Raw genomic sequence first — 26,451 nt, forward strand, 5'->3', positions numbered from 1 at the left:
AATGCGACGAGATTTCAGGCCTTGATGAAGGTCGACGCGACGCGCCAGAAGGTATCCGGCTGCAACAACCGGAAATCCCAATCGTCGGCGAGCGCATGGGCCGTCGTGACAATCTGATCGATATCGAAATCGTCACGTGTTGCCGCGCCGGTGGATTCGATCGCGTCGATGACGAATTCGACGGCACTCTCGCGCGTCGAATCGAAGGGGCGGCCGCTGCGGACGCCGAATGTAGTCATATCAATACCGTTCGCCGGCCTGCCGATCGGGGCGGGATCGATTCTTGCTGAACTGTTGACGAATCGAGTTGGATCCGCTGGGCTCTCCCGCAGCTGCGGCAGTAAACCACTGGCGAATGTTGTCGTCGGCTCACTCACGCGGCCTCCCCTTACTTTCCCCTGTATAGCGGTGTGGGAAGAGTCTAGGTCGCGGGTGCTTTCAAATGCAAGTACATCTGCACGATCGATTTATTGTGTCCGAACGGTTTTCGGCGGCGGTTTCAGCGAGCCGCCGCGGCGACAGCGGCCTCGATCGGAGTGTCGCCGCTGACCAGTTCCAGTGTGTGACCGGCCGTATGGCCCGCGTCCAACAGCTCGGCGAGCACGGCGGCCACATCGGCGCGCGGGATATCGCCGCGTTCGAGCCGCGGCGGAGCCAGCGTGACCGATCCGGTGCCGGGAGAGTCGAGCAGACGGCCCGGCCGCAGGATGGTCCAGTCCAGGTCACGGCTGCGCAGGTCGTCCTCGGCCTGAGTCTTGGCGTCGATATAGGCCGCCCACACCTCGTCCGTACCCGGCGCCGGAGCCAGGCCCGCGCCCATCGTCGATATCTGCAGGAACCGCCGGGTACCCACTCGTTCGGCGGCCTCTGCCAGGAGTACCGATCCGTCGCGGTCCACCGTGTACTTGCGGGCCGCCCCACTACCCGGTCCGCCGCCCGCCGCGAAAACCACTGCGTCCGCGCTCTGTACGGTCGCGGTGAGATCGGTCACCAGCGCTCGTTCCAGATCCAGCACCACCGGTTCGGCGCCGGTCGCGTACACCTCGGGCGCGTGTGCGGAGTTACGGATCAAGGCGATGGCGCTGTGGCCCCGGCCGGTGAGTCGTTCGGCGAGCAGCAGAGCGATTTTGCCGTGTCCACCGGCGATGACGATGCGCATACGAGGTCCTTTCGAGTGGTCAGCGTTCGGGTCCGCCGGGGTTGCAGGCGGCGTCGACGGTCGCGTCGTATCCCACCGACGGCCGCCACGGTTCCAGATTCCAGGTGGGTTTGTCCGGGGCGATGAGCCGGGCCCACTCCCAGTGGCAGCGGAACTGATCCCACATGCCGGGGGTGTCCGCGCTCGGATCGGCGGCGCGGATCTCCTGCCAGGCCCGCAGGTCGGACCCGGGAAACGTGGTGTCGCGACCGGCTCGGGTGGGGTGGACCATCAATCGTGGGCCGTCGGCGTTCCCCGTCCATTCCACATGGTCGATCAAGGACTGCCCAGCAAAGGGGTCGACCGTGGAGGTCGCGGGGTGCGTGACGGTGCGGGACCCGGTAGCCGGTGAGGTTGTCACCGGCGTAGTCGTGGCGATCGGCGGGCTGTCGGAGCGGGAGCCCGGGTCCGGCGATCCGCATCCCGTGATCGCCACGACGGTGGCGATCAGGAGCGCCCCGCCCGCGCGGGTCGCGGATTCGATCGGCATACACGCTCCTGCGGTCGGTTCCGGCCCGCCCATCGCACCGGTTGTCCCCGAGCCTAGAGGGTGCGGCCGGTCCGATGTGTCTGCGCGCGAGCGTGGCGCGTGTGCGGCGGCTGTGGATCTCGCCCGATGACGCCGCCCGGTCCGATGATCGGTGCGTAGGCGACCGCCCGGGCTGGTGGCCGGACGACCTGCCGGCGCGCGGGTTGCCAGGTCCGGTGTTGCGCGGCACGAGGTTCGAGCCCGGCGATCACCCGGGGGCGATCGGTCGCCGGTGGCGCCCGGTTCCGGTCGGCGGGGTGCGTCTCCGACCGGTGGCTGCTTCAAGGAGGGTTGCCCGCACCTGGTTCGGGGACTTCGGCGAGCCGATCGTAATGCGTGCCGTTGCCGTGCCGTGATCGGGAAGCTTTGCGCGCGAATGACTCTCTGGCCGCTCGATGGATTCCGCGATCGCGTGGACTCAGTGCCAGAGGCTGTGGCAGGGTAGTCGGCGCAAACCGGGTCTGATCTTGCTGTCCACCGTGACAGTGAGTCCCGCGTGAACGGCGGCGGAGGTGAATTCCCACGCCTCGGTGTTGGTGGCTGCGTACTCCAGAACGAGTGCGTTGTCCGCGGCGGGTCCGTCGAAGTAGACCGTGACCCGGCGGGTCAGGGTATTGCGGGCGGTGTCGTCGCGTTCGGCCGTGGCCGGTGTCGTGGCGTCCAAGATCCGCGTCTCCTTCCGGACGGCGTCACCGTCGGCGCCGTTGTTCGTAACAGTAGGTCCGCACCATTGTTGAGAACATGTTCCGGAAACGGGTCTGGGGAATTCACAGCACGTGACGAGTCGGGTCGGGGTGGGTCACCACGTCCACCTGGGCGGAGTCTGCGCCCGCAACAGGCACGTGTCGGTATGAGCCGCGTCGCAGCACTGCCGGCCGGCGACTCTCCTGGCATGCCCGTTCGATGCGAATGTCGTTCATGCCAGGGGTGTTTCGTTTGGTCTCCGGCACCGCTCCCATGCGAAACTCGAATAATGGGTGCTTCTGGGATGCGATCGGCGTTGGCGGCGGAGTCCTCGACCGAACCGGGGTCCACGGCGCGGGCCGCGGCCGAAGGAGGGCCGACGGTGCTGCGGATGGTGCTCGGCGGCCGCTTACGTCGGCTGCGTGAAGCGAGCGGGTTGTCGCGGGAGCAGGCCGGTGATCACATCCGCGGTTCGGATTCGAAGATCAGCCGGCTCGAGCTCGGGCGGACCAGTATCCGCGAACGCGATCTGGTGGATCTACTCGAACTCTACGGCGTCACCGATCTCGAAGAGCTCACCGCGTTCCAGGAACTCGCACGTCAGGCCAATACCTCCGGCTGGTGGCATCGGGACAACGACTGGCTTCCGAAGTGGTTCGATATGTACCTGGGTTTGGAGCAGGCCGCGCAGGTGATCCGGTGTTACGAACCGCGTACAGTACCCGAGCTGCTCCAGACCTCCGACTACGCACGTGCCCTGCTGACACTGGCGCATCCCGGAGAGTCGGACGAGGCGATCGAACGCCGGGTCGCGTTGCGGATCAGACGCCAGCACATCCTCACTCGCGCGCATCCGCCGCATCTCTGGCTGATCGTGGAAGAGGCGGCGCTCACCCGCCGAATCGGTGGTTCGCGGATCTGGGGCGCGCAGCTGGACCGGTTGCTGGCGGCGGCCAAGGAGCCGCACATCACCGTGCAGGTCCTGGCCGACCACGTGGGTGGCCCGGCATTGGCCGACGGTGCGTTCACCTATCTTCGATTCGCCGAGGCCGACCTTCCCGATATCGTCTACCTGCAACAGCTCACCGGCGCACTGTATCTGGACAAACAGGCCGATCTGGACGCCTACCGCGCGGTCGCGAATCAATTGTCGGTACATGCCGCGCCCCCTGAGTACACGCCGGGTCTGTTGTCGGCATTGCGCCGCCGGCAACCGCGGATACTGGATCAGCCCGCGCGCCGGGAACCGGGCCGTACCGGTCAGTGATTCCGGACCCGGGCCCGAACGAGGCCGGTCGGCGGAGCCGAGTAGTGGCTTCGTATCGCTGAAATACCGGTCCGCCGCCGGGTATTTTGTTACCTTCTTGTGATCGGACCCAATGCGCGGCCGCGTGCCTGATGAACTGTCCGGACAAACGAAGGATCGTCCCGCGGGGCTCGGAACGAGGTTACTGTTCGGTAGTTATGGTGGGCAGTAAGGCCGGATCCGGGAGAACGACCCTGGAAGCCGAACTCGTAGCGCATTTGCGGCGACCCGATCGCTTCGCGGAGGCGGCGGATGTGGCCGCGACTGTGCGGCACTGCCTCGCCGACACCGCACAGGACCTGGCCCCGGAATCCGTCGCCCCGGCCGCGGCGCCGCCGATGGTCGTGGCCGCGGCCGTGCGCTGGGCGCGAGAAGGCGTGGCGCTGGAAACCGTACTCACCGTCTGCCACCGCAGCGCCCGGGACGGGCTCGAGTTCCTTGCCGCGCGAATGTCGGACGCGGCGATCCGCGCCGAGGCGATGGTCGACGCGGCCCGGCTCCTGGTGCGGGTGGTGGAGGTGGTGACTACCGCTGCCGCAGCCGCGTATCTGGACGAGCATCGGATCGTCGCCCGCGAACACCAGACCTCGGCGCAGACGATGGTGGCGGCTCTGTTGAGCGGGCACGGGGTGAGCGTGCTGGCGAAACGGTCCGGTATCCGCGTGGCCTCCGCCTATCAGGTTGTCGCGCTGGCCATCCCGCCCCATGCAGAGGAGCGCGCGGGTGGACCGGGAGCCGTGTCGGCGGCCCGTCGGAAACTGCGCCGGGTGCAGGCCGCCCTGGGCACCCCGCTGGGTTCCCGGTCGCTGTCGTTGCTGCGCGCCGACGGCGGGACCGTCCTGATCCCGCTGGAATCGGCGCAGGTCGTCGCGGGGGGACCGGCCGCCGGGGTGATGAGCGCGGAGATGCTGCAACTGGTCGCCGAGGCCGCCGAGGTCCGGCCCATGGCGACCGTCGCCACCGGCGCGACCGACGAGATACCGGAACTGGCCGGCCGTACCCATGAAGTGCTGGACCGCCTCCGGGCGACCGGGCGGCCACCCGGTCTGTACCGGATAACCGACGGTTCGATGGTCGAAGAGGACGGCGCCGTGGTGGGCGCGATGAGCGTGCATCGGCTGCCGCGGCCCGTCGTCGGGACCGGACGGCGGACGCGACCCGGCAAACCGGGCGCGGCGTGAGATCCGGACCGAGTGGGGCGAGGTGTGAAATGAGAGCACGGGTTTCGGTTCTGGCCGCTCTGGTCGTGGTGAGCGCGGTTGCCGCTATCGCTCCCGCCGGCGCGCTCCCGCCGGGTGGGCGGCCGGAGTCGCCGGCTCCGGCCGCGCCGGCAGCGAGCGAGCCGCAGCGGTCCGGCGCGGAACTGTTGCGGGTGCAGGTACTCGGCGATCGGCGGATCCGGTTGCACATTCGCTCGGTGGCCATGGGCCGTGAGATCGCGATAGATACGCTCGTCGGCCTCGGACCGGCGCCCCGGCCCACGCTGTACCTACTCGACGGTGTGGACGGCGGACCGACCTCGGGCTGGCTCACCCGGGGCGGCGCCGCGGAGTTCTTCGCCGACAAGCCGGTCGATGTGGTGCTCACCACCGGCGGCACCGCGAGCCTGTACGCCGACTGGATCCGAGTGGACGCCGCGCTCGGGCTGAACCGATGGGAGACCTTCCTCACCGAGGAGTTGCCGCCCATTGTCGAGAAGTATCTGGGATCCAACGGAACTCGCGCCATTGCCGGAGTGTCGATGGGGGCGCAGGCCGCGATGATGCTGACCCAGCGCCATCAGGGCTTCTACCAGGGCGTCGCCGGTATGAGCGGCTGCTATTCCACGTCCGACCAGCTGGGTCGGGCAGTCACCACCATGACGGTGGCCTCACGCGGCGGAAATCCGGAGAACCTGTTCGGCCCGCCCGCGTCGCCGGAATGGCTCGCCCACGACAGTCTCCTGGGTGCCGACACACTGCGCGGTACGAAGATCTATGTGTCGGTAGCCAACGGGACTCCGAGCGGCGCCGCGCTGATGTCCATAGGGGACAGTCCGGAAATTCTGGCCGTCCTGCTGGGCGGTGGATCCCTCCTCGAGTCCGGCGCCAAACTGTGCACGGAACGATTGGCCACCCGGCTCACCGAATTGGGGATTCCGGCCGTGGTCGACTATCTACCCGAAGGTATGCATTCGTGGCCGGATTTCGAAGTGCAGCTACACCGTAGCTGGCCCACGCTCAGCGGTGCTCTGGGAATTCCGCAGGATTCCTGAGGATTATCGTCGGCGATATCTCGATGATCCGCAGCGGGTGCTCACAATCCCGGTGCGAAGGCAGCGGCGAATTCCGGGATCTGACGCGGTGTGAGCGTTGCCGCGACCGGTATCCCGGCGTCCGCGAAACTGCGCGCGGCGCGGACGATATGGTCCTCCGAGGTCACCACCACGGCGTCGTGCGCGCCGAGCGCGCGGAGGAGCGGAGCAGTGCGCTCGGCGTTCTGCGCGGTGGTAGTGGCGCTGTCCTCCCGGTACACGCGTCGCGGCGCAATACCTCGCTGAACGAGCCAATCGGCCATAGCGCCCGCCTCGGTGACCCCGTTGCGCGGATTGCCGCCGGTGACGATCACCGGTGAGAGCGGTGCCAGCAGCGCCTGGGTGTAGCCCGCGCGGAGTCGTTCTACCAGTTCGGGGCGCATGCTGCCGTCGGGGAGCAGTCCGTAGCCGAGGACCACGATCGCGGTGCCGGGGCCGTGGGGTAGCGCGAGCGGTCCGGTGAGTTCGCCGAGCAGGCCCGCGGCTTCGGCGGGTGCGTTCGGTGGTGCGGCCGCGGCTGTGCCCGCGAGGGTTCCGGTGATCGCCGCGGCGGCGAGCAGGGTGGTGATCACGGTGCGGATCGTGCGCGAGGTGCGGGCGGGGCGGCCGGTGCCGCGGTAGGTGTCGAACACGGGTGCTCCGAACAGACGGGGCCGGGGGGCCGATGCGGAGAATTCCTCTTCTACATCCGATGAGCGAGCCGTAATCTATTCGTGATCTGCTCGGAGATTGTATATTTCACCGACTGGAAGCAACCCGGTTGGCGCGTGCTTCGGCGTGTTCGTCGAGCGCCGGTGACGCGCTCAGGACGGATTTGCCGGATTCACCCCTGCGTCCTGCTGTGACGACAGCCGAATTCGTTATCCGGTGTTCGTGAGATCTCCAGTTCCAGCGCGTACGCGTCCGGAATGCGGTCGATCACCGTACTGTCGGTGCAGCTCCTACCGCGAAAAGGGCACTGCAGCGGGTGAATCGGACAGCGCGGTTCTCCAGGGAGACCCCTGCGACCATGGCGCACCGGTGACGGCGGCACGCTGTGACCGGGTAATGAACGGGTGCGTTCCGGGCCGGCCGGCTCGACTCCGCTGATCGGTTCGGTACGCACACGGCCGCCGCACGGGCCGAGTACGGAATATCCGCCTCATATTTCGTGCGCATCCGCCCGGCCCGGCGGCATCGAGCCCACCGAGTGGCATACCGACCGCTCGGGCCACCCGGTGGGTTCGCCGGGTCGGAACCCATCCGCCGGCCCGGCTGCCGAAGCCACCGGTTCCGAACCGCGTCCGGGCCGGCGGCTCCGGCCGGTCGCCCTATCCGCGGGTAAGGAAATCGGCGGCTTGTGCGCCGATGAACATGGTGGGCGCGTGGGTGTGCCCGCGGACCAGTACCGGCATGATCGACGCGTCGGCCACGCGCAGTCCCCGGACGCCGCGGACCCGGAGTTGCGGATCCACCACACTGTTCTCGTCCGACCCCATCCTGCAGGTACCGGCCGGATGGTAGAGGGTGTGCGCGTAGCCGTCGAGGGCGCGGGCCCGGGTCGCCTCCGACGCACCGTCCGCGGGTGCGTCCGGCGGGTAGCAGAGTGGGCCGAGTACATCCTTCATGGCGGCGGTATCGGCGATTTCGGCGCAGTACTTCAGCCCGGCCATCAACGCTGCCCGGTCGATGCCGTTCTCGTCGGAGAGGTACTTCGGGTCGATCACCGCCTTGGCCAGGGGGTCTTTGGAGGCAAGGGTGATCGTGCCGCGACTGTGCGGGCGCAGCAATACGGTCGCCAGGATGACGCCGTGCGCCGTCGGGTCGATCAGTCCCTCGTGATAGAAGGGCGCGGGCGCGTAGACCAGCTCGAGATCGGGGTGCGCGAGGTCTGCGTTGCTGCGCACGAATCCGTATGCCTCACCGACATTGGAGGTGAGCATGCCGCGGTGCCGCAGCAGGTAGTTGACCAGCTGAGCGGGTTTCTCGGCGTCGAACAGCGAATCGGCACTCACCCCGTAGCCGAGGCCGGTGACCAGATGGTCCTGCAGATTGGCGCCGACCTCGGGCGCGTGGTGGCGCACCTCGATCCCGTGCCGTTCGAGTTCGGCGCGGTCGCCGATGCCGGACAGCATGAGCAATTGCGGGGTGTTGATCGCGCCGCCGCAGAGGATCACTTCCTTGCGGGCGGTCACCCTCTGGAGGTGGCCGCCCCGCGAGTATTCGACACCCACGGCCCGGTCACCGTCGAACAGCACCCGGGTGACGGTCGCCTCGGCGTGCACAGCGAAATTGCGCCGCTTCATGGCCGGTCGCAGGTAAGCGTCCGCGGTGCTCCAGCGCCGGCCTTTGTACTGGGTGACCATGGTCTGGGTGAAACCCTGCGGTTCCGCGAGGTTCGGTTCCTCTACGGTGAAGCCGCGTTCGGCAACGGCCCGCAGATAGGCGGCTGTCGAGGCGCGCGGACTGCGCTGGCGCGAGATGTGCAGGGGGCCGCCGGTGCCGTGCTCGGCGCTGGTGGCGCCCTCGACGTCCTCGATCCGGCGGAAGTGTTCGACCGCCTTGTCGAAACCCCAGTCCGATCCCGCGGCGGCCGACCACTCCTCGTAGTCTGCCCGGAATCCGCGCACCCACATCTGGGCGTTCATCGACGACGAGCCGCCGAAGGTCTTGCCGCGCGGCCAGTAGATCTGCCGGTTGTCGAGCTGGGGCTGTGGTTCGGTGAGATAGTCCCAGTCGTAGCCGGTGCGGAAGAGCTTGGAGAACGCGGCGGGTATGTGGATGAACTTGTCCTTGTCGGCCGCACCGGCCTCGAGCAGGATCACCGAGTGACCTGGATCCGCGCTGAGCCGGTCTCCCAGCAGGGCGCCCGCCGATCCCGACCCGACGATCACATAGTCCGCACTGTTTTCGGTCACCTTCGCACCTTTCGATCTCGTGTATCCGCAAACATACGAGAGCAAGGCGCGATGCGGGCCGTCTTCGGCGGCCCGTCCGGAATCGCATCGGCTCGGCGTGCCGGGTCCGTCGGCGAGCCGGGATCGACCGGGTCGGCGCCGTTCGGGAAATCGCGGTTTCGGAGTACTGGTTGCGCGCGGCCGGGGTATAACCACGGCATGAGTTACCCGGTGGATTTCGGGGTGCTGCAGGCCGGTTCGATCATCGCGATCATCATCGGTGTGGCCCTGGTGATTTCGGCATTGGTCGCATTTCGTAAGAGGGGGGCGCGAACGCTGGTCGCGCGGGGGGTGAGCGGCACCGCGGTGCTGGTCGCCGCGGCCTTGCTGCTGTGGATCGCGACTCTCGTCCAGACCTACCTGGGATTGACGGGTGAGGTCCGCGCCGCCCATGTGGTGGTGTCGCAGGTATCCGGTGCGGAGCACGAGCTCGAGGTCGAGCTGACACTCTACGACGACGAGGGTGGTACCGCGCAGCGCAGTAGTCATCGTGTCGAGGGCGACATGTGGGTGCTGCAGGCGCAGATCGTGGAGCTCGAACCCTGGGTGAACGCGCTCGGCTTCCATTCGGGGTACAAGGTGTCACGGCTGTACGGGCAACGACTCGACGGTGTGGCGACCGACCAGAACCACATCTTCCTCAACGGCGGTGACCGGGACTTCTTCCAGGACATGAACGAAGACCGCTGGTTCACCTCACCGTTCGTTCGTTCGGCCTACGGGAACGCGGTGATCGCGACTCCCGGCGAATACGATGTCTTCATTTCCCGCGATGCCATCAAGACGCGTCCGGTGGAGTGAGTGAGCGGCCGGTGCGTCCGGCCTCGACCGCGACCCGGCACAGCTCGCCGAGTTCCTCGACCACCGTGTCCAGTGCGGCCGGGCTGCGTTCGGTCCGGGCGACGATCAGTGCTCCCTCGAGCGCGCTGATCACCGTGACAGCGATCGAGCGGGCCCGCTGCGGGCGGGCGCCGTCGGCGACGAGTTTCGCGGCGATGAGGTCGCGCAGCGTGTCGAATGCCGATCCGGCGGCGGCCACGGCGCCGGGTTCGTTGCCCAGTGCCGCCGCGGCGATCGGGCAGCCGACCGCGTAGTCGTCCTTGTCGAGACCGCGGGCCAGCATATCGGCCAGCGCGCGGAGTGCGGCCGACGTGGCCGGGGTGGCCAATGCCCGGGTGACCCCGGCGGCGACCCGGCTGCTGGCGACCTCGGTCGCCTCGGTCATCAGCTGTGCGCGGCCGCGGGGAAAGTGGTGGTACACCGAGCCGCGGGGTGCGCCACTGGCGTCGAGTACATCGGCGAACGAGACGGCCGCGACTCCGCGCCGCCGGATCAGCGAGATGGCGCTGTTGATCATCGCCGCCCGCGGGCCGTCCGGATCCCTGTGCCGTGGCATACCCCGCCCTCCTTGCCTGTTGATTCCTATGTATGTTGTCATACTTACATACGACCGCCGCCGGAAACGGCCCAACTTCCAGGAGGATCTGTGACCGGGATCGACGCGCCGCCGCACCCCTTCGATACCGCGATCGCCACGGAGTACGTCGGCACGCACCAACTGGCCGGTCACACCTGCCCGGATTACGCGAACATGGTCGGCCCGTTCGGCGGGGTGACCGCGGCGGCGCTGCTGCGGGCGATCGAACGTCACCCGGAGCGGCTGGGCGACCCGCTCTCGCTCACCGTCAACTACGCCGGTCCGATCGCCGACGGTCCGTTCGAGATCACCGCGCGCCCGGTCCGCACCAACCGCACGAATCAGCACTGGCAGCTGGAACTGGCCCAGGACGGCGCGATCGCCACCACCGCGACCGCGGTTTTCGGGATCCGGCGCGACACCTGGTCGGCTCTGGAACTCGCCATGCCCTCAGTGCCCGGCCCGGAGGAGGCGGACCCGCAGGTCTTTCCCGAGTTCATCGCATGGGGCCGCAATTACGAACTGCGGTTCGTCGCCGGCGCGGTACCCGATATCGCGGCCGCCGGGGCGGAGCCCGGCCACCCGGATTCGGTGAGCACGCTGTGGCTACGGGACAGTCCGGCCCGCCCGCTGGACTTCGCGTCCCTCGCCGCACTCTCGGACGCCTTCTTCCCGCGGGTGTTCCTGCGGCGCGGGCGCTACCTCGCGGCCGGCACGATCTCGCTCACCGTCTACTTTCACGCCACGGCCGACGAGTTGGCCGCTCAGGGCACGGAATACCTGCTGGGCAGTGCGCGCGCGAACCGTTTCGGGCATGGTCATTTCGACCAGAACGCCCACCTGTGGGGTCACGACGGCACGTTGCTGGCGACCAGTCACCAGCTCGTCTACTACAAGGACTGAGCCGGCCGGATCAGCCGGCGGCGGGGTCGGTGACCGGGATGATCGGCAACCGCAGAGCGCCCGGCGCCGAGGCCGGTACCACCGGGGACTTCGGCGCCACCGGAGCGATCCGGCGGTAGGGCGCGCCCTGTGCGGGGCGGGTGTCCTGTTCGCCTTTGTTCGGCCAGTACGCGGCGGCCCGTTCGGCCTGTGCGGTAATGGTCAGTGAGGGGTTGACGCCGAGATTGGCCGAGACCGCGGCCCCGTCCACGACGCTGAGGGTCGGGTAGCCGAACACCCGGTGATAGGCGTCGATCACTCCGGTGCCGGGGTCGGCGCCGATCGCGGCGCCGCCGAGGAAATGCGCGGTGAGCGGGATGTTGAACACTTCGCCCCAGGTCCCGCCGGCGATTCCGCCGATCTGTTCGGCGACTCGGCGGGTCGCCTCGTTGCCCGCCGGGATCCAGGTCGGATTCGGTTCACCGTGGCCCTGCTTACTGGTCAGCTTCCGGCCGAACAGCCCGCGCGTGGTGTAGGTGGTGATGGAGTTGTCCAGATGCTGCATCACCAGCGAGATGATGGTGCGCTCGCTCCAGTTGCGGACGCTCATGAAGCTCAGCAGTAGCAGCGGATGCCGCAGCGCGATACCGAGGAACCGCAGCCAGCGCGGTACCCGGCCGCCGCCGTCGACCATGAGTGTCTGCAGCAGCCCCATCGCGTTCGAACCTCGCCCGTAGCGGACCGGCTCGATATGGGTGTCCGGGGTCGGATGGATCGACGAGGTGATCGCGACGCCGCGGGTGAAATCCTGTCCTGGGGCGAGCTTCTTGGTGGCCGCGCCGACAATGGATTCGGAGTTGGTCCGGGTGAGCAGCCCGAGCCGGTCCGACAGTTCCGGCAGGACACGCCGATCCCGCATGGCGTGCAGCAGGCGCTGGGTCCCCAGCGTGCCCGCGGCCACCACGACATGTCGTGCGGTGTAGGTGGTGCGGCGGGTGCGTACCCATGCGCCGGTCCGCTGCGCCGAGACTGCCCAGCCGCCGTCGGCCTGGGGCCGCAGTTCGGTCACCGTGGTCATCGGGACGACCTGAGCCCCGGCTTGCTCAGCCAGGTAGAGGTAGTTCTTCACGAGGGTGTTCTTGGCGCCGAATTTGCAGCCGACCATGCAGTCCCCGCACTCCAGGCAGCCGGTGCGGGCCGGGCCGACACCGCCGAAATAGGGGTCGTCCACGGTTTCGCCGGCTTCGCCGAAGAACACCCCGACCGGGGTGCGGACGAAGGTGTCGCCGACGCCCATATCTTCGGCGACCTGTCGGAAGACCTCGTCGGCCGGTGTCATATGCGGGTTCTGCACCACTCCGAGCATCCGTTTCGCCTGCTCGTAGTAGGGGGTGAGCTCGTCGCGCCAGTCGGTGATATCGCGCCACTGCGGGTCCTGGAAGAACGGCTCCGGCGGCACGTAGAGAGTGTTGGCGTAGTTGAGCGAACCGCCGCCGACGCCCGCGCCGCCGAGGATGAGCACATTGCGCAGCGGGTGGATCCGCTGGATCCCGTAGCAGCCGAGTTTCGGCGCCCACAGGAATTTGCGCAGGTCCCAACTGGTTTTCGGGAGTTCGTCGTCGGCGTAGCGCCGTCCCGCCTCCAGAACTCCGACGGTATAACCCTTCTCGACCAGACGCAGTGCGCTGACACTGCCGCCGAACCCGGAGCCGACGATGAGTACATCGAAATCCGTGGCCGCCTCGGACATGGGACTTCTCCTTGGTTCGGAAGGGTCATCAGTGACTGGCGGTAACATTAACATAATGAATGGGGAGCGGCGATCACTTTTGTTGACAGTGCTCTCGAAATTGGTCAGGCTGCTCTGGTGACCACCCCACGCGCTCGCGCCCGAGTCCAGACGATGACCGATATCAAGCGCATCGCGCGCGAACATCTTGCCACCGACGGCGCCGCGGCCCTGTCGTTACGCGCGGTCGCCCGCGATCTGGGTGTCGTGTCCTCGGCGGTATACCGCTACGTGCGCAGCCGTGACGAACTGCTGACCTTGCTGGTGGTCGACGGCTACGACGCGCTGGGCGACGCCGTCGACACGGCCCTCGCCGCGGCGCCGGACGACCCGATCGAACAGTTCCGTGTCACCGCCCGCGCCGTCCGCGCCTGGGGGTTGGCCGAACCGGCCTGGTACGGACTGTTGTTCGGCACCCCCGTGCCCGGGTACGCCGCTCCCGCCGACCGCACCGTCACTCCCGGAACCCGTGTGATCGCCACGCTGCTGCGTCTGTTCGACCAGGCGCATCGCCGGGATCTGCTCACCCCGCCGGCCGAGGCGCTGCCCCTCGCCGGGCCGATCGTCCGCGATTTCACCCGGATCCGCGACGAATTCGGCCTCGAGCTGCCGGACTGGTTGCTCGGCCGCGGGCTCACCGTGTGGTGCGCGTTGTTCGGCGCGGTGAGCTTCGACGTCTTCGATATGTACGGTGCGCACACCTTCACCGACCGCGCGCAGGTCTTCGAAACCCATATCGCGGAATGGGAAATCCTGCTCGGCATGCGACCGGCATAGCCCTACTTCTCGAGGGTTCCGGTGGGCTCGTCGGTCGTCGCCGGTTCCGGCTCGCCGCCGGTCTCGTCGTCGGGGCCGGACCGCGCGACCGCCTCGTCGATCTGCTCGCTGATATAGCGAATCACCACCGCCACCACAGCGACCACCGGCACCGCCAGGAACGCGCCGGTGATCCCGTACAGCGTGCCGCCACCGGTGACGGCCAGCAGCACGACCACCGCATGCAATTTCATGGTCCGGCTCTGCAGCACCGGCTGCAGCACATTTCCCTCGAGCTGCTGGACCGCGACAATGATGGCGAGCACGATCAGAGCGGTGGTGAACCCGTTGCCGACCAGCGCCACCAGCACCGCCAGCGCACCGGCCACGAACGCGCCGACCATCGGGATGAACCCGCCCAGGAAGGTCAGCGCCGTCAGCACGCCCCACAGCGGCACACCGAGCAGTACCAGCCCGAGCCCGATGAAGAAGGCATCGATGAAGCTGACCAGTGCCTGGGTGCGGATGAAGCCGCCCAGCACATCCCAGACTCGCACCAGCACCTGCTCGAAGTGCCGTCCGCTGCGGCCGCCCAGCACCTGATGCATCCACGGCAGGAACCTCGGCCCGTCCTTGACGAAGAAGAACGTGAGCACCAGCACGAGGAAAATGGTGACCAGCACCGAGGTGGCGGTGCTGACTCCGGTGAACACACCGGACGCGATCTGCTCGGCACTGGACTGCAGCCGGGACACCATCGCGTCGACCGCCGAATCCAGCTGCTCGTCGCGGATGTTCAACGGCGGACCCTGCAACCAGTCCCGCACGGTGTTGATGCCCGTGGTGGCTTTGTCGGACAGTTCGGGCATCTGATCCACGACCGAGGGCACGATCAGCGCGATACCGCCCGCCAGCACGCCCACGAATCCGATCAGCGTCAACGATGCGGCCGCGGCGGGCGGTAACCCGGCTTTCACCAGCAGCCGAGTGGGCGGCCACAGCACCGTGGCGACCACGATCGCCAGCAACACCGGCAACAGCACCACCCACAGCCGGGCCGCCACGAACCCGAGCACCCACGCTCCGGCCGCGATGGCAACCACGCACACCGCCCATTTCGCCAGCCACATCAACCCGGAGCCGAGTACGTCCCCCCGGTCGGGCCGGGTGGCGGCGGAAGGGCGGTCGCTCTCGTCGCGGATTTCCTTCTCCCCGTTCACCCGGCCAGTCTTGCACGACCCGCCCGCCCTCGGCAGCGTGCCGGGCTCGGGCGGCACGGCTCAGAGCACGACCCCCGGGTTGAGGATGCCGCGGGGATCGAAGGTGCGGCGCAACTCGCGCTGCACCGCGATGTTCACCGGGTCGAGTTCACGGGTGAGCCAGGTCGCTTTGAGCCGGCCGACTCCGTGCTCGCCGGTGATGGTGCCCCCGAGTTCGAGCGCGGCCGCGGTGATCGCGTCGAAGGCGACCGTCGCGGCGGCCACCGAAACATCGTCGGACCGGTCGAATATGACGGTGGGGTGCAGGTTCCCGTCCCCGGCGTGGCCGAAGACCCCGATGGTGAGGCCGGTATCGGCGGCGACCCGTTCGACCGCCTCGATCAGCTCGACGACTTTCGCGCGTGGCACGCAGACATCGTCGAGCAGCCAGTCGCCGAGTTGTTCGAGCGCGGGGAGCGCGAGTCGCCGTGCCTCCAGCAGCATCTCCGATTCCTCGGGTGAATCGCTGCGCCCCACCTCGGCGCCCGCGGCCAGGCAGAGCTCGGCGACCTGCGTGAGCAGTGCGTCGGCGTCGGGCGAGTCGGCCTGTACCAGTAGCATCGCCGCCGCGTCGCCCAGGCCCATCTTCGCGTACCCGTCCACCGCCCGCAGTGTCGTCCGGTCCAGGATCTCCACCGCCGAACACGACACTCCCGCCGCCGTGATCGCGGCGACCGCCGCACCGGCCGCCGCCAGGTCGGTGAACGTCGCCACCACGGTCGCGGCCGGCCCGGGTGCGGGTACCAGCCGGACGGTGATCTCGGTGACGACGCCCAGCGTCCCTTCCGAACCGACGAACAGGCCGGTCAGGTCGTAACCCGCGACGCCTTTGACGGTGCGGGTGCCCGTCCGCATCACCCGGCCGTCGGCCAGCACCACCTCCAGCGCCACCACGAAGTCTCCGGTGACCCCGTACTTCACACAACACATACCGCCCGCGCCGGTGGCGACATTGCCGCCGAGCGTGCAGAATGCGACCGAGCCGGGATCGGGCGGATACAGCAGACCTTGCGCGGCGACCGCGGCCCGCAGATCCCCGGTCACCACACCGGGCTGCGCGACGGCGAGCCGTTCGACCGGATCGATTTCCAGGATCGCGTTCATCCGGTGCAGGGACAGCACCACACCGCCCGTCACGGCGTTGGCGCCGCCGCTCAACCCGCTGCCCGCGCCCCGAGGCACCACCGGGATGCCGAGTTCGTGGCACGCCCGCAGGCACGCCGCCACCTCATCGGTGCACCGCGGGGTGAGCACCGCCAGCGGCACCGCGGCCTCGGTGAATCGCGACTCGTCCCGTGTGTACGCGGCCATGATGTCGGGGTCGCTGATCACGATCTCGTCGGCCGGTCGACCCAGGGCGCCGAGCAACCCGGCCCGGATATCGACCACCGATGTCATGGGCGCGCTCCGGCGGGCGCCGCGGCACCGGGCACGGATCCCGCGGTCGCCGGCGGCCAGCCCCGGGCCAGCAACATCTCGCGCAGTGTCCGTTTCACGATCTTGCCGTAACCGGATTTGGGCAGCTCGCGCCACACCACGACGTGCCGGGGCACCTTGTAACCCGCCAGCTTCCCGCGCAGGAAGTCCCGCAATTCCTCGCCGTCGAGCACCCCGTCGCCGCGCGGCACCACGACCGCGACCCCTGCCTCACCCCATTTGGGATCGGGCATACCGAATACCGCGGCTTCGGCCACCCGTGGATGTTGCAGAAGTTTCTCCTCGATATCGCGCGGAAAGATGTTCGACCCGCCCGAGATGTACATATCCGAGGCCCGTCCGGTGACGTACAGATAGCCCTCGTCGTCGAGCATGCCCAGGTCGCCGGTGCGAAACCAGCCGTCCCGGAACGCCGCCGCGTTCGCGTCCGGATTGTCGAGGTAACCGTGGCACACCGCCGGTCCGGCGACGCAGATCTCGCCGCGCATCCCCGGCGGCAGTTCGCCGCCGTCGTCGTCCTGGATGCTGACCTGGATTCCGGTGCGCGGGAATCCGCAGGTGCCGAATTCCACGCCCGCGGGCCGTGCATGGTCGTGCGCATGCGGCGGCAGGACCGTGATATTGCCGGTGACCTCGCCCAGCCCGTAGTACTGCACCAGCACGTCACCGAGCACCCGACGCGCGTGCTGTTGATCGGCGATGGCCATCGGCGCCCCGGCGTAGATCACGTACCGCAGCGAGGAGTGGTCGCGCGTCTGCGCGGCCGGATGTTCGGCCAGCATTTTCAGAATCGTCGGCACGGTGAACATATTGGTCACCCGTTCCTGTTCGACCAGCCGCCAGACCTCGTCGCCGTCGAGGCCGGCGGCCACCGGGATCACCGTGCGCGCGCCCCGCGCGATCTGCGGCAGCAGATGGATGCCGGCGCCGTGCGACAGCGGCGCCACCACGAGCGAGGCATCGTCCACGCCGGTGCCCGGCATCAGATCGCACAGGTGATTGAGCGTGACGAAACCCATCTGCTCGTGGGTGAGCACCGCGGCTTTCGGCGGTCCCGACGTTCCGGAAGTGAAGAAATACCAGGCGTGCTGTCCCACGGTGACGTCCTGGTCGCCCAGCCGCGGCCCGTCCTGCGGTAACGCGCCGACGGCGTCGGGACCGGTGCCGTCGATGACCATCGTCGCGCAGTCCGGCCCGCCGGCCGCCGTGATCTCGGGTGCCTGGTCGGTCAGACTCGTGTGCACCAGCAGCAGTCGCGGCTTGCACACGCGCGCGATCACCGAGACGTCGGCGGCTGTCAGCCGGAAATTGGTGGGCGCCAGCACCGCCCCGACCCGCCAGGTCGCGAGCATCGCCTGCACGAATTCGGGATGATTCGGGCTGTGCAGCATCACGCAGTCGCCGGCGCGGATGCCGCGGCTGCGCATATGCGCGGCGAGCAGCGACACCCGGTCGTCCAGTTCGCGCCATGACCAGCGGGTATCGCCATGGACGACGGCCTCCCGATCGCCGAACCGGCGCGCGGTCTGGGTGAGGAAATGCGCGAGGTTCATCGCCCGGTTCGACGGTGTCCCCATCACGCGACCTCCAGCACCGACGCGTAGTTCGCCACCGCGGCGCCACCCATGTTGAACACTGCCGCCCGGTCCGCCTTCGGCAGCTGCATGTCGCCGGCCTCTCCGGTCAACTGCAGCGCGGCCATCACATGCTGCGACACTCCCGTCGCACCGACCGGATGCCCCTTGGACTTGAGGCCCCCGGAGACGTTCACCGGCAGCCGTCCGTCCCGGTCGGTGACACCCTCGGCGAGCACCGTGGCGCCCTTGCCCGGTTCGGCCAGGCCGAACGCCTCGTACTGGATCAGCTCCGCCAGCGTGAAGCAATCATGGGTTTCGATGAGGTCGAGCCCGTCCAGTCCGATCCCCGCATCCGCCAGCGCGCGACCGAATGCCCGCCGTGCCCCGTCGAAAGCGATCGGATCCTCGCGGTTCGCGACGGCGAAGACATCGTTGGCGTGCGCTCGCGCCGCGACCCGCACCCGCCGCCGCGCGCTGCGGGCGATATCGGCGGAGGCCACCACCAGCGCCGCCGCACCGTCGGACACCAGCGAACAGTCGGTGCGCAACAGCCGTCCCGCGGTCACCGGATTCTTCTCCGAGGGTGCCGAACAGAATTCGAAGCCCAGGTCGCGCCGCATCTGTGCCCACGGGTTGGCGACCCCGTTGCGGTGGTTCTTCGCCGCGATCTGCGCCAGCGCCACCCGCGGATCGCCGTATCTGTCGGCGTAGATATCGGCGAGCCGCCCGAAGATCGCGGCGAAACTTCCGGCGTCCTCTTCGGTGCGGCGGTAACTGGCGCCGAGCAGGGCGTCGTTGACCACCTCCGCGCCGACACCGGTCATCTTCTCCGCGCCGACCACCAGGGCGACCCGCCCGCGCCCGGACTGGATATGGTCCATCGCGGCGTGCAGGGCGGCGCTGCCGGTGGCGCACGCGTTCTCCTGGCGGGCGGCGGGCACCCGGGCCAGTTCAGGACGGCCCGCGCCCAGTAGTGCGGCCTCGAAGGACTGACGGGAGAACCCCGAGTTGAATACGCCCACGAACGCCGCGTCCACATCGTCGGCCGACAGCCCGGCGTCGGCGACTGCGGCGCCGGAGACCTCGGCCATGAGGTCCTCGACGGTGATCTCGGGAGCCGTTTTGCCGAAAACGGTGTGCGCCCACCCGATCAGGAAGGGATCTGTGCTCATACCGCCCAGTGTGTGAGACGCGTTACTCCGCGCACCACCGCATCGGGAAGGGATATCGCGGGGCCCGTTCCTCGCTTTGTAGGAAGCCGGTGGGACAGTGAGGTCATGGCGGAACGAGAACTACAACGCCTCGTCGACACCCTCGCCGAACAACTCGGCCGGTCGGTGGTGCTCGACGATCCCGAGGTGAACCTCATCGTCGCGAGCCGCCACTTCGGCGACGCGGACGAACAGCGGGTGCGCGCGGTCTTGCAGCGCGACGTCGGCGGCGCCGCGATCGGCTACATCCTCGGGCAGGGGGTCACCCGCTGGAACGCGCCCGGCGTGATCCCTGCCCGCGACGACCTGGGCATGAAGAGCCGCTTGTGCCAACCGATCCGCTGGCAGGGGCAGCTCCTGGGGCTGCTCCTGGTGATCGACGGCGACCAGTCCATCACCGAGATGGAGAAGCAGGAGGTGGTCCGCACCGGCCGCGAGATCGGCGTTCTGCTGCTGGGTGAGCTGCTCGGCCAGGACCGGCTGCGCCGGGAGTTGGAGGCCACGGTCGCAGACCTGCTGGGACCGGATCCGGCCCGCCGTGCCGCGACGATTCGCGAGCTGGAGCGCCACGGCGCCCTCCGGCAGGCTCCGCATGTCTCGGTGACCGCGATGGAGCCGGTCCGGGACAGCACCTCCGCCGACGCCACCGAAACGGCTCTGGCCCTGCGGATCGCCACCTCCGGGGTGGCTCGCGCCCGGTCCGGATACGCAGTCGGCGTGGTGCTGGACAGCCGGGGGGTGCTACTGCAGACCTGGGACCGGCCCCCGGGCCCGGACCGGCTGTGCGAGCAGGCCGGCGCACTGCGTGACGCGTTCACCAGAGTGCTCGGCGAGGGAACGGCCTCGCTCGTGGGTATCGGCCGGACGCGTGACCAGTTGCTCGATGCTCATCGTGCCTACTCCGAGGCCGAGATCGCGCTGCGCGCCGCCGACCGGGTGGCCGTGTTCCGAGGAACCGCGCTGGCCGAGGAACTCGGCCCGCTGGAACTGATCCTGAAGATCCCCGACAGCGAGCTCACCGAATCGCTGCTGCCCGAGCCGCTGGTGCGGTTGCGCGCCCATGACCCGCACGGGCGTCTCGTGCACACCCTGCGCTGCTATCTCGATCACGCCGGCTCGTCACCGGCGACGGCCGAAGCGCTGCACCTGCACCGCACCTCGCTCTACTACCGGCTACAGCGCATCGAGGAGTTCAGCGGTGTCGATCTGGCCGACGGCCGCGTCCGCCTGACGCTGCATCTCGGAATGCACGTCCTGGACGTTCTCGGCTGATGACCGTCGTTTTCCTACAGAGAGTGGAAAAAGCCCGGCCAGATCCCGACGCCTGACGGTCGTGACCCCGATCACATGCGATGCACGATCGTGACGTGACGCAAACCGACCCCTTTCTCCGGCCGAGCCCGGACCGCGCCGCCCCGCCGACCGTGGGCATCGTCGGCGTGGGCGCCATGGGCTTGCCCATGGCCCGCAGGCTGCACGCACACGGGTTCTCCGTCCGGGCCGTCGATATCTCGCCCGCCCGGGTCGCGCAGTGCCGTGCCGAGGGTATGCAGGCCGACGACGATCTCGGCATCGTCGCCGGCAGCGATATCGTGCTGGCGATGGTCGCCACCGGCGCCCAGCTCCGAGAGCTGCTCACCGCCCCGGTCGTCACGGGCGGCGGCCTGCGCGGCGCGGTACTGGTCGTGATGAGCACGGTCGGTCCCGAATTGCTCCGCGACGCGGCCTCGGTATCGGAGCGCCACGGCCTGCGCCTGCTCGACTGCCCGGTCACCGGCGGGGTCGCCGGTGCCGCCGACGGGACGCTCACATTGTTCGCTGCCGGTGCGGAGGAAACATTGACCGACGCGCGCCGGGCGCTCGAGGTCGTGGGCACCGTCCACCTGGTCGGACCGCGACTCGGTGACGGTCAATCCTTCAAGCTGGTGAACCAGATGCTGGCCGGCATCCACTTGGCCGCCGCGGGCGAGGCGATCGCGTTCGCCGAGCGGCTCGGTCTCGACCCGGTCCTGGTGCAGCGACTACTGCCGACCGGCGCCGCATCGTCGTGGATGCTCGCCGATCGTGGTCCGCGCATGTGCCTGCCCGCGCAGCAGCGCCCTACCGAGACCCGGCTGTCGGTGTTCGTCAAGGACAGCGGTCTGGTGCGCGCCGCCGCCGAGGACAGTGGCGCGCACGCCCCGCTCACCCGCGCGGCCGGCCGGGCCTGGGCACAGGCCGCCGAGCTCGGGTTCGGCGACGGCGACGATTCCGGGATCGTCGAGGTCTTCCGCCGCGGCTGAGCGCCGCCCTCGTCCGCCACGCCGCGTGCGACCCCGCGGACCCGCCTACCTACCATCGAAAGTCACAATGATGTCCCTTTCCACTGCCGCCGCGCTGCGCCCTGTCGTTCGCCGCAAGGTGCTGGTCCGGCTGATGCCGTTCCTGCTGCTCTGCTATTTCGTCAACTATCTCGATCGCAGCAATATCGGTATCGCCGGTCCGAACGGTATGAACGACGCGCTGGGGCTCACCGCGACGATGTTCGGCATCGCCTCGGGAATCTTCTTCATCGGTTACATCCTGTTGGAGGTCCCCAGCAATCTGGCGCTGCACAAGTTCGGCGCCCGGGTCTGGATCGCCCGCATCCTCATCACCTGGGGGATAGTGGCCGCGCTGACCGCCTTCGTGCAGAACGCCACGATGCTGTACTGCCTGCGGTTCCTGCTCGGTGTGGCCGAGGCCGGTTTCACCCCGGGCATCCTGCTGTATCTCACCTACTGGTTCGCGCAGCGGGATCGGGCCCAGGCTTTCGCGCTCTTCCTGGTCGGCATCCCGTTGTCGTCGACGATCGGCTCGCCGCTGGCCTCCTGGCTGGTGCAGAGCGGTGAGGGCTTGTTCGGCCTGGAGGGTTGGCGGTTCATGATCTTGGTGACCGGGGTACCCGCGATGCTGCTCGGTGTGGCGTGTCTGTTCCTGCTGCCCGATCGTCCCGCGAACGCCCGGTGGCTGACCGCCGCCGAACGCGAAGTACTGGAAGCCGATGTCGCGGCAGACGCCGGCGAGGAGAAGTCCGGTCACAGCGTCCGCGGTGTGCTGGGTAATCGCAAGGTCTGGTTGCTCGGGCTGGGCTATTTCGGTCTGGTCTACGGCCTGTACGCGATCAGTTTCTTCCTGCCCACGATCATCGACGGATTCCAGAACCGCTTCGACGTCGAGTACTCGATCTTCGAAGTCGGATTGCTGACGGCGGTTCCCTACGGGTGCGCGGTGGTCTTCACCCTGTTCTGGGCGTGGCATTCGCGTGCCAAGGACGAGGTTCCGCTGCATGTGGCGGGTTCCGCGCTGCTGGGCACGGTGGGTATCCTGCTCGCGATCTGGGTCGATTCCCCCTACGGCATCCTCGTGGGCGTCGCGATCGCCGCGATGGGCCTGTGCTCGGGTATACCGCTGTGCTTCGGCATGTCGACGAAATTTCTCGCGGGCACCGCGGCGGCAGCGGGCCTGGCGTTGGTCAACACGGTGGGAAACCTGGGCGGTTTCGCGGGGCCCTACCTCTTCGGGTGGGTGAAGGACCTCACCGGCAGCGACGATATGGGCCTGTACCTGATCGCCGGCCTGTCGGCGATGTCGGCGGTGATCGCGTGGGTGGTGTCGCGGTGGCGATCGCTCGGTGACGCCGCCGCAGAATCCGGGAGTCTCCCGACCGCTCCCACTCCGGTGCAGGTCCACTAGGCCGCTCTGCCTCCCGCTCGGAATCGAGCGGGGGAGCGGGGATGGAGATCAGGTCACCGTATCGCGGATCAGCGCGGTACGGTGACCTGATCTGTACAGCTGGCGAGCCCGTCCGCGATCGAGCAGCGGGCCGGGGCCCGGGTGGGCCGGTAGTCTCCGGGCACGCCGCCCGCGCGGGTGATGGCGGTATAGGCCGCTACAGCGTCGGTGCGACGGCGGGTGAGGCCGGGATCGTTGCGGACATCGACCGTGTACAGCCCGAACCGCGGTGTGTAGGAACCCCATTCGTAGTTGTCGGTGAGGCTCCAGTAGTTGTAGCCCATGAGGTTCATGCCGTCGGCGGCCGCGCGCTGTAACCAGTAGACGGTGTCGCGGAGCAGATCGGCCCGGGTGTACCCGTCGGCGCGCGGCCGGCCGTTCTCGGTCGGCATCCCGTTCTCGACGATGTAGAGAGGTTTGCCGGGGAAACGGCGCGCGTAGTGGTCGAGCGCGTAGTAGATACCCTCCGATTGCAATGACAGCGTCCATAGTTTCCCGGGGTCGGGGAACTGGGCGAGCACACTTTCGGGGGAGAAGCCGTAGTAGTAATCGATCCCCACATAGTCGATTTTCGCGCCGATACGGTCCAGGAATGCCCCGTTCACGACATCTTCGGCGGTCGGGATGTAGGGGACGTTACTGCTGACCATCGCCCCCGGCTGCACCTGATGGATGTGGTCGTAGACGGCGTTGTGCGCGGCTGCCATCCGATCCTGCACGGCGGGAATGTCGATCACCCCGATGCCGCCGTGTCGCGCCTCGTTCATCAGATAGGCCGCGGGTTCGTTGAACGTTATCCACAGCGGGTCGTGGGGCGCGTACCGGTCGACGACAGTCCGGGCGTTCGCCAGCCAGTCGTCGACCATTCCCGCGCGCCGCCAGCCGCCCCGGTCGAACTCCCAGCCCGGATACACCCAGTGGTCGAGGGTCAGCATCGGCCGCATGCCGGCCGCGCGGATGGCGCCGATGACATCGTCGTAGAACCGGAATCCGTTCTCGTCCCATTCGCCGGGCCGCGGTTGTACTCGCGCCCATTCGATCCCGATTCGGTACACCCGCACTCCGAGTTCCGCGGCGAGTTCGACATCGGACCGGTAGCGCGTGTAGAAATCGACGGAATCGAGGTAGGGGTCCTCGGTCTTCCCGGCGGCGATATAGCGCGTCCAGTTGCTGTCCGGCGCCCGTCCCTCGGACTGGAACCCCGAAGACGCGACGCCCCACAGGAAGTCGGGACCCAGCGCAGCGACCTCGACCGGGGGAGCGGGCCGGGCCGCGGCCCGGCCGGCGCCGAAGGCGAGGACGCCGGCGGCGGTAGCGCTGGTGGTCAGAAATCGACGACGGTTCAGTGAACCCATCGGATCGGTCTCCTGTTCTGTGCTCGGTCGCCGCCTCCTCCCCGCGGCGCTCTTGCCATCGAACAGCCTAACCGCACAGTCGGAATCGGAAGCCGGGTCCAACGCACGGGCGACTACCCACCGCGGCCGGTTCGGAACACTCAGACGGGCAGACGTCCCGGAATTCGCGTGCGCTGCGGCGCGTCCGTATGGGCCTTCCCCTAACTCCCGCGCCACCGGTCAACCCCCCGATCTCCGTGCCTCGGGAGGAGCAAATAACAGTGCGGCTATGTAAATATGCGCATTGAAACATGTATTCAGCCATATGTCGGGTCGCGGCGGAGGGTCGCCGCGATCTATCACGGGAAGAAGGGGGAGATGACCCGAACCTGTTACGAGGGCATGGAAGATCAACTGCACGGGTTCTATCGATGGCCACCACGCCTTCCACCTGCCCGATCTCGCCGGCGCACACCGCAGGTTGCGTGATCCCGATGCTCGAGACAACGATCAACCGGGTGTGCTGTCGGTGACCGGGGTGTGAACGGGTGCAGCGCACCGGCGAACTCAGACGTCGGGGCCGGTGCGGCCGCCGTAGGTGGCGATCTTGTACTCCGTCGCGGCGAGCGACAGGGTCAGTGCGCGGATACGGCGGCGGATCATGTCGCGGTGCTCGATCAGCATGTCGAGCCGCTCCGGCGCAGTGTTCTCCCCGGCGTCGACGAGCCCGATGTAGTGCTGAAGATCGCGCATCGGCATGCCGGACAGCCGCATCCGGGTCAGGAACACCAACCTCCGTACCGCTTCGGTGTCGTAGGCGCGGTAACCGCTGCTGTCGCGGCCGACCTCGATCAGCCCCACACGCTCGTAGTAGCGCAGGGTGTGGGGCGAGACGTCGAGCATGCCCGCGACCTCGGCGATGGTCATCGGCGCCTCGATGTCCGCGGCATTCGAGAGACGGTGGATCACCTCGATCGAGGCCGGGTCGTCGTCCTCGTCGCCGAGCATTGCCAGTGCCCGTTCCATCAATTCGTCTGTCGCCACGTTATCCAGCCTGAACGGGGCGAACCGAGGAGACGGCGTCGTCGAAATCGGCGCTGCGGGCGGTCTCGGCCCACTGCTCGACCTCGTGCAGGCCACGACGATAGACGCCGGTCAGCCGTTCGACCGCCTCCTATCCGAGCGGCAGGCGCAGCGGGACGTCCTCGCTGTGCGCGAGGCGCACGATGATGTCGGCCGCTCGCACCGGATCGTCCTCCTGGATGCCGTCGGCGCCGGCCATGTCGGCCCGCAGCGCGACGAGCGTGTCACGGTAGCTTTCCGACACCGTGCTGAACTCGAGCTCCGCGTTGAACGCGGTACGGAACCGGCTCGGCTCGACGATCATCACGCGCACCCCGAACGGCGCGACCTCGGCCGCGAGGGATTCGGACCAGCCTTCGAGCGCGAACTTCGAGGAGCAATAGGCCAACACGCCGGGAAACGCGACCCGTCCGCCCTGACTGCTCATCTGCACGATCGTGCCACTACCCTGGCCGCGCAGCACAGGCAGCGCGGCCGGCGGTCCGATGTCGACGCGGTGCGATCAGCGCTCTCGCTCCAGCTGGGCGAGTCGGGTGAGGGCGGGCAGCGCAGCGGCGAGTGCCCGCTGGTGTGCGGGGCTGAGCTCGCGCACCAGCGGAGTCAGATGCCGGACCCGGTCGTCGTGACGGGTTCGCCGGACCTGCCTGCCTGCGTCGGTGAGGTGCACGATCACGGCTCGTCCATCGCTGGGGTCGCGGCGGCGCAGCACCAGCCCGTCGCGCTCCAGGCGCGCGATGAGTTGGGTGATGCCCGGCTGGGTCAGCTGCTCGGTCTCGGTCAGCTCGATCAGCCGCGCCGGGCCCCGATCTGCCAGGGTGTCGAGCACCGACAATGTGGTGAACGGCAGCTTCTCCCGTGTCGGGATTCGGATGTAGACGCGGTTGAAGTCCTCTATCGCCGCGGCGAAGGTGTCCACGTCGAAGGCGTCAGTGTCATCCACGCGAGCAACTATATCCTGGACTTATATAAATTGCTTAGATAAGTATCTTATATAAAGTGGGGTACCA

The 26,451-nt window shown here is 68.3% G+C and carries 25 protein-coding genes; 9 read left to right on the top strand and 16 right to left on the bottom strand.

Annotated features, from left to right (window positions below; translation table 11 throughout):
- Nucleotides 1–14 precede the first annotated feature (14 nt).
- From OG804_RS06605 to OG804_RS06620, 4 genes are all read right to left on the bottom strand, one after another.
- Nucleotides 15–377, bottom strand: coding sequence for a hypothetical protein (locus tag OG804_RS06605; protein WP_328394937.1), 363 nt, complete (start codon nt 375–377; stop codon nt 15–17).
- A gap of 122 nt (nt 378–499) precedes the next feature.
- Entirely contained in the window at nt 500–1,159 is a 660-nt protein-coding gene (locus tag OG804_RS06610; protein WP_328394939.1) for an SDR family oxidoreductase, read from the bottom strand.
- A 19-nt stretch (nt 1,160–1,178) separates the two neighbouring features.
- Nucleotides 1,179–1,688 carry a DUF2599 domain-containing protein gene (locus OG804_RS06615; protein ID WP_328394941.1) on the bottom strand — a complete coding sequence of 170 codons (510 nt, stop codon included), beginning with the start codon at nt 1,686–1,688 and terminating at the stop codon, nt 1,179–1,181.
- Nucleotides 1,689–2,145: 457 nt separating this feature from the next.
- Complete coding sequence (locus OG804_RS06620) at nt 2,146–2,391, bottom strand: hypothetical protein (RefSeq protein WP_328394943.1); 246 nt, start codon at nt 2,389–2,391, stop codon at nt 2,146–2,148.
- Nucleotides 2,392–2,802: 411 nt separating this feature from the next.
- Here OG804_RS06620 and OG804_RS06625 point away from each other — a divergent pair, with 411 nt between their 5' ends.
- From OG804_RS06625 to OG804_RS06635, 3 genes are all read left to right on the top strand, one after another.
- Nucleotides 2,803–3,678, top strand: a complete 876-nt coding sequence (locus OG804_RS06625; protein ID WP_328398270.1) for a helix-turn-helix domain-containing protein — start codon at nt 2,803–2,805, stop codon at nt 3,676–3,678.
- 197 nt (nt 3,679–3,875) lie between these two features.
- Nucleotides 3,876–4,898 (top strand): transcriptional regulator, encoded by a 1,023-nt coding sequence (locus tag OG804_RS06630; protein ID WP_328394945.1) that lies wholly within the window; start codon nt 3,876–3,878, stop codon nt 4,896–4,898.
- Nucleotides 4,899–4,927: 29 nt separating this feature from the next.
- The gene (locus OG804_RS06635; RefSeq protein ID WP_328394947.1) at nt 4,928–5,971 is read left to right on the top strand and encodes an alpha/beta hydrolase; all 1,044 of its coding nucleotides are present in this window, start codon (nt 4,928–4,930) and stop codon (nt 5,969–5,971) included.
- A 41-nt stretch (nt 5,972–6,012) separates the two neighbouring features.
- On the opposite strand, the gene OG804_RS06640 is transcribed toward OG804_RS06635, so the two are convergent.
- Nucleotides 6,013–6,642: a YdcF family protein gene (locus tag OG804_RS06640; protein WP_328394949.1), complete on the bottom strand. Its 630-nt coding sequence runs from the start codon at nt 6,640–6,642 to the stop codon at nt 6,013–6,015.
- 678 nt (nt 6,643–7,320) lie between these two features.
- Nucleotides 7,321–8,907, bottom strand: a complete 1,587-nt coding sequence (locus OG804_RS06645) for a GMC family oxidoreductase (RefSeq protein WP_328394951.1) — start codon at nt 8,905–8,907, stop codon at nt 7,321–7,323.
- Nucleotides 8,908–9,105: 198 nt separating this feature from the next.
- Between OG804_RS06645 and OG804_RS06650 the strand changes: the two genes are divergently transcribed.
- On the top strand, nt 9,106–9,747 hold the full coding sequence (locus OG804_RS06650) for a hypothetical protein (RefSeq protein WP_328394953.1): 642 nt from the start codon (nt 9,106–9,108) through the stop codon (nt 9,745–9,747).
- Here the strand turns inward: OG804_RS06650 and OG804_RS06655 are convergent.
- Entirely contained in the window at nt 9,725–10,342 is a 618-nt protein-coding gene (locus tag OG804_RS06655; protein WP_328394955.1) for a TetR/AcrR family transcriptional regulator, read from the bottom strand. The two genes, OG804_RS06650 and OG804_RS06655, sit on opposite strands and share 23 nt — an antisense overlap.
- A gap of 90 nt (nt 10,343–10,432) precedes the next feature.
- Here OG804_RS06655 and OG804_RS06660 point away from each other — a divergent pair, with 90 nt between their 5' ends.
- Entirely contained in the window at nt 10,433–11,266 is an 834-nt protein-coding gene (locus OG804_RS06660; RefSeq protein ID WP_328394957.1) for an acyl-CoA thioesterase, read from the top strand.
- A 10-nt stretch (nt 11,267–11,276) separates the two neighbouring features.
- Here OG804_RS06660 and OG804_RS06665 read toward each other — a convergent pair whose 3' ends face one another.
- Entirely contained in the window at nt 11,277–12,995 is a 1,719-nt protein-coding gene (locus OG804_RS06665) for a GMC family oxidoreductase (protein ID WP_328394959.1), read from the bottom strand.
- Nucleotides 12,996–13,148: 153 nt separating this feature from the next.
- Between OG804_RS06665 and OG804_RS06670 the strand changes: the two genes are divergently transcribed.
- Nucleotides 13,149–13,811, top strand: coding sequence for a TetR/AcrR family transcriptional regulator (locus OG804_RS06670; RefSeq protein ID WP_442941856.1), 663 nt, complete (start codon nt 13,149–13,151; stop codon nt 13,809–13,811).
- Between the two features lie 2 nt (nt 13,812–13,813).
- On the opposite strand, the gene OG804_RS06675 is transcribed toward OG804_RS06670, so the two are convergent.
- The 4 genes from OG804_RS06675 to OG804_RS06690 all read right to left on the bottom strand — a co-directional run bounded on the left by OG804_RS06675 (nt 13,814) and on the right by OG804_RS06690 (nt 19,235).
- The gene (locus OG804_RS06675; protein WP_328398272.1) at nt 13,814–14,920 is read right to left on the bottom strand and encodes an AI-2E family transporter; all 1,107 of its coding nucleotides are present in this window, start codon (nt 14,918–14,920) and stop codon (nt 13,814–13,816) included.
- 150 nt (nt 14,921–15,070) lie between these two features.
- Nucleotides 15,071–16,447, bottom strand: a complete 1,377-nt coding sequence (locus tag OG804_RS06680; RefSeq protein ID WP_328394961.1) for an FAD-binding oxidoreductase — start codon at nt 16,445–16,447, stop codon at nt 15,071–15,073.
- Nucleotides 16,444–18,063 carry an AMP-binding protein gene (locus OG804_RS06685; protein WP_328394963.1) on the bottom strand — a complete coding sequence of 540 codons (1,620 nt, stop codon included), beginning with the start codon at nt 18,061–18,063 and terminating at the stop codon, nt 16,444–16,446. The genes OG804_RS06680 and OG804_RS06685 overlap by 4 nt, the downstream gene beginning before the upstream one ends.
- On the bottom strand, nt 18,063–19,235 hold the full coding sequence (locus OG804_RS06690; protein ID WP_328394965.1) for a thiolase domain-containing protein: 1,173 nt from the start codon (nt 19,233–19,235) through the stop codon (nt 18,063–18,065). The genes OG804_RS06685 and OG804_RS06690 overlap by 1 nt, the downstream gene beginning before the upstream one ends.
- Nucleotides 19,236–19,340: 105 nt before the next feature.
- Between OG804_RS06690 and OG804_RS06695 the strand changes: the two genes are divergently transcribed.
- From OG804_RS06695 to OG804_RS06705, 3 genes are all read left to right on the top strand, one after another.
- Nucleotides 19,341–20,546, top strand: coding sequence for a PucR family transcriptional regulator (locus tag OG804_RS06695; RefSeq protein WP_328394967.1), 1,206 nt, complete (start codon nt 19,341–19,343; stop codon nt 20,544–20,546).
- Nucleotides 20,547–20,641: 95 nt separating this feature from the next.
- Entirely contained in the window at nt 20,642–21,556 is a 915-nt protein-coding gene (locus OG804_RS06700; RefSeq protein ID WP_328394969.1) for an NAD(P)-dependent oxidoreductase, read from the top strand.
- Nucleotides 21,557–21,623: 67 nt separating this feature from the next.
- Entirely contained in the window at nt 21,624–22,988 is a 1,365-nt protein-coding gene (locus tag OG804_RS06705) for an MFS transporter (RefSeq protein ID WP_328394971.1), read from the top strand.
- 68 nt (nt 22,989–23,056) lie between these two features.
- On the opposite strand, the gene OG804_RS06710 is transcribed toward OG804_RS06705, so the two are convergent.
- From OG804_RS06710 to OG804_RS06725, 4 genes are all read right to left on the bottom strand, one after another.
- Nucleotides 23,057–24,382, bottom strand: coding sequence for a family 1 glycosylhydrolase (locus OG804_RS06710; protein WP_328394973.1), 1,326 nt, complete (start codon nt 24,380–24,382; stop codon nt 23,057–23,059).
- 546 nt (nt 24,383–24,928) lie between these two features.
- The gene (locus OG804_RS06715) at nt 24,929–25,405 is read right to left on the bottom strand and encodes a MerR family transcriptional regulator (protein WP_328394975.1); all 477 of its coding nucleotides are present in this window, start codon (nt 25,403–25,405) and stop codon (nt 24,929–24,931) included.
- 130 nt (nt 25,406–25,535) lie between these two features.
- Complete coding sequence (locus OG804_RS06720; RefSeq protein ID WP_328394977.1) at nt 25,536–25,907, bottom strand: SDR family NAD(P)-dependent oxidoreductase; 372 nt, start codon at nt 25,905–25,907, stop codon at nt 25,536–25,538.
- Nucleotides 25,908–25,946: 39 nt separating this feature from the next.
- Nucleotides 25,947–26,384, bottom strand: coding sequence for a MarR family winged helix-turn-helix transcriptional regulator (locus OG804_RS06725; RefSeq protein ID WP_328394979.1), 438 nt, complete (start codon nt 26,382–26,384; stop codon nt 25,947–25,949).
- Nucleotides 26,385–26,451 lie beyond the last annotated feature (67 nt).

Origin of the sequence: Nocardia sp. NBC_00416 (assembly GCF_036032445.1) — a bacterium.
In the GTDB taxonomy this organism is placed as follows: domain Bacteria; phylum Actinomycetota; class Actinomycetes; order Mycobacteriales; family Mycobacteriaceae; genus Nocardia.

Bases quoted from the DNA above. Each gene is read 5' to 3' on its own strand.
- OG804_RS06610 (WP_328394939.1), bottom strand. From the start codon at position 1,159: ATGCGCATCGTCATCGCCGGTGGACACGGCAAAATCGCTCTGCTGCTC.
- OG804_RS06615 (WP_328394941.1), bottom strand. From the start codon at position 1,688: ATGCCGATCGAATCCGCGACCCGCGCGGGCGGGGCGCTCCTGATCGCC.
- OG804_RS06625 (WP_328398270.1), top strand. From the start codon at position 2,803: ATGGTGCTCGGCGGCCGCTTACGTCGGCTGCGTGAAGCGAGCGGGTTG.
- OG804_RS06630 (WP_328394945.1), top strand. From the start codon at position 3,876: ATGGTGGGCAGTAAGGCCGGATCCGGGAGAACGACCCTGGAAGCCGAA.
- OG804_RS06635 (WP_328394947.1), top strand. From the start codon at position 4,928: ATGAGAGCACGGGTTTCGGTTCTGGCCGCTCTGGTCGTGGTGAGCGCG.
- OG804_RS06650 (WP_328394953.1), top strand. From the start codon at position 9,106: ATGAGTTACCCGGTGGATTTCGGGGTGCTGCAGGCCGGTTCGATCATC.
- OG804_RS06655 (WP_328394955.1), bottom strand. From the start codon at position 10,342: ATGCCACGGCACAGGGATCCGGACGGCCCGCGGGCGGCGATGATCAAC.
- OG804_RS06665 (WP_328394959.1), bottom strand. From the start codon at position 12,995: ATGTCCGAGGCGGCCACGGATTTCGATGTACTCATCGTCGGCTCCGGG.
- OG804_RS06670 (WP_442941856.1), top strand. From the start codon at position 13,149: ATGACCGATATCAAGCGCATCGCGCGCGAACATCTTGCCACCGACGGC.
- OG804_RS06675 (WP_328398272.1), bottom strand. From the start codon at position 14,920: ATGTGGCTGGCGAAATGGGCGGTGTGCGTGGTTGCCATCGCGGCCGGA.
- OG804_RS06680 (WP_328394961.1), bottom strand. From the start codon at position 16,447: ATGACATCGGTGGTCGATATCCGGGCCGGGTTGCTCGGCGCCCTGGGT.
- OG804_RS06685 (WP_328394963.1), bottom strand. From the start codon at position 18,063: ATGGGGACACCGTCGAACCGGGCGATGAACCTCGCGCATTTCCTCACC.
- OG804_RS06690 (WP_328394965.1), bottom strand. From the start codon at position 19,235: ATGAGCACAGATCCCTTCCTGATCGGGTGGGCGCACACCGTTTTCGGC.
- OG804_RS06695 (WP_328394967.1), top strand. From the start codon at position 19,341: ATGGCGGAACGAGAACTACAACGCCTCGTCGACACCCTCGCCGAACAA.
- OG804_RS06705 (WP_328394971.1), top strand. From the start codon at position 21,624: ATGATGTCCCTTTCCACTGCCGCCGCGCTGCGCCCTGTCGTTCGCCGC.
- OG804_RS06710 (WP_328394973.1), bottom strand. From the start codon at position 24,382: ATGGGTTCACTGAACCGTCGTCGATTTCTGACCACCAGCGCTACCGCC.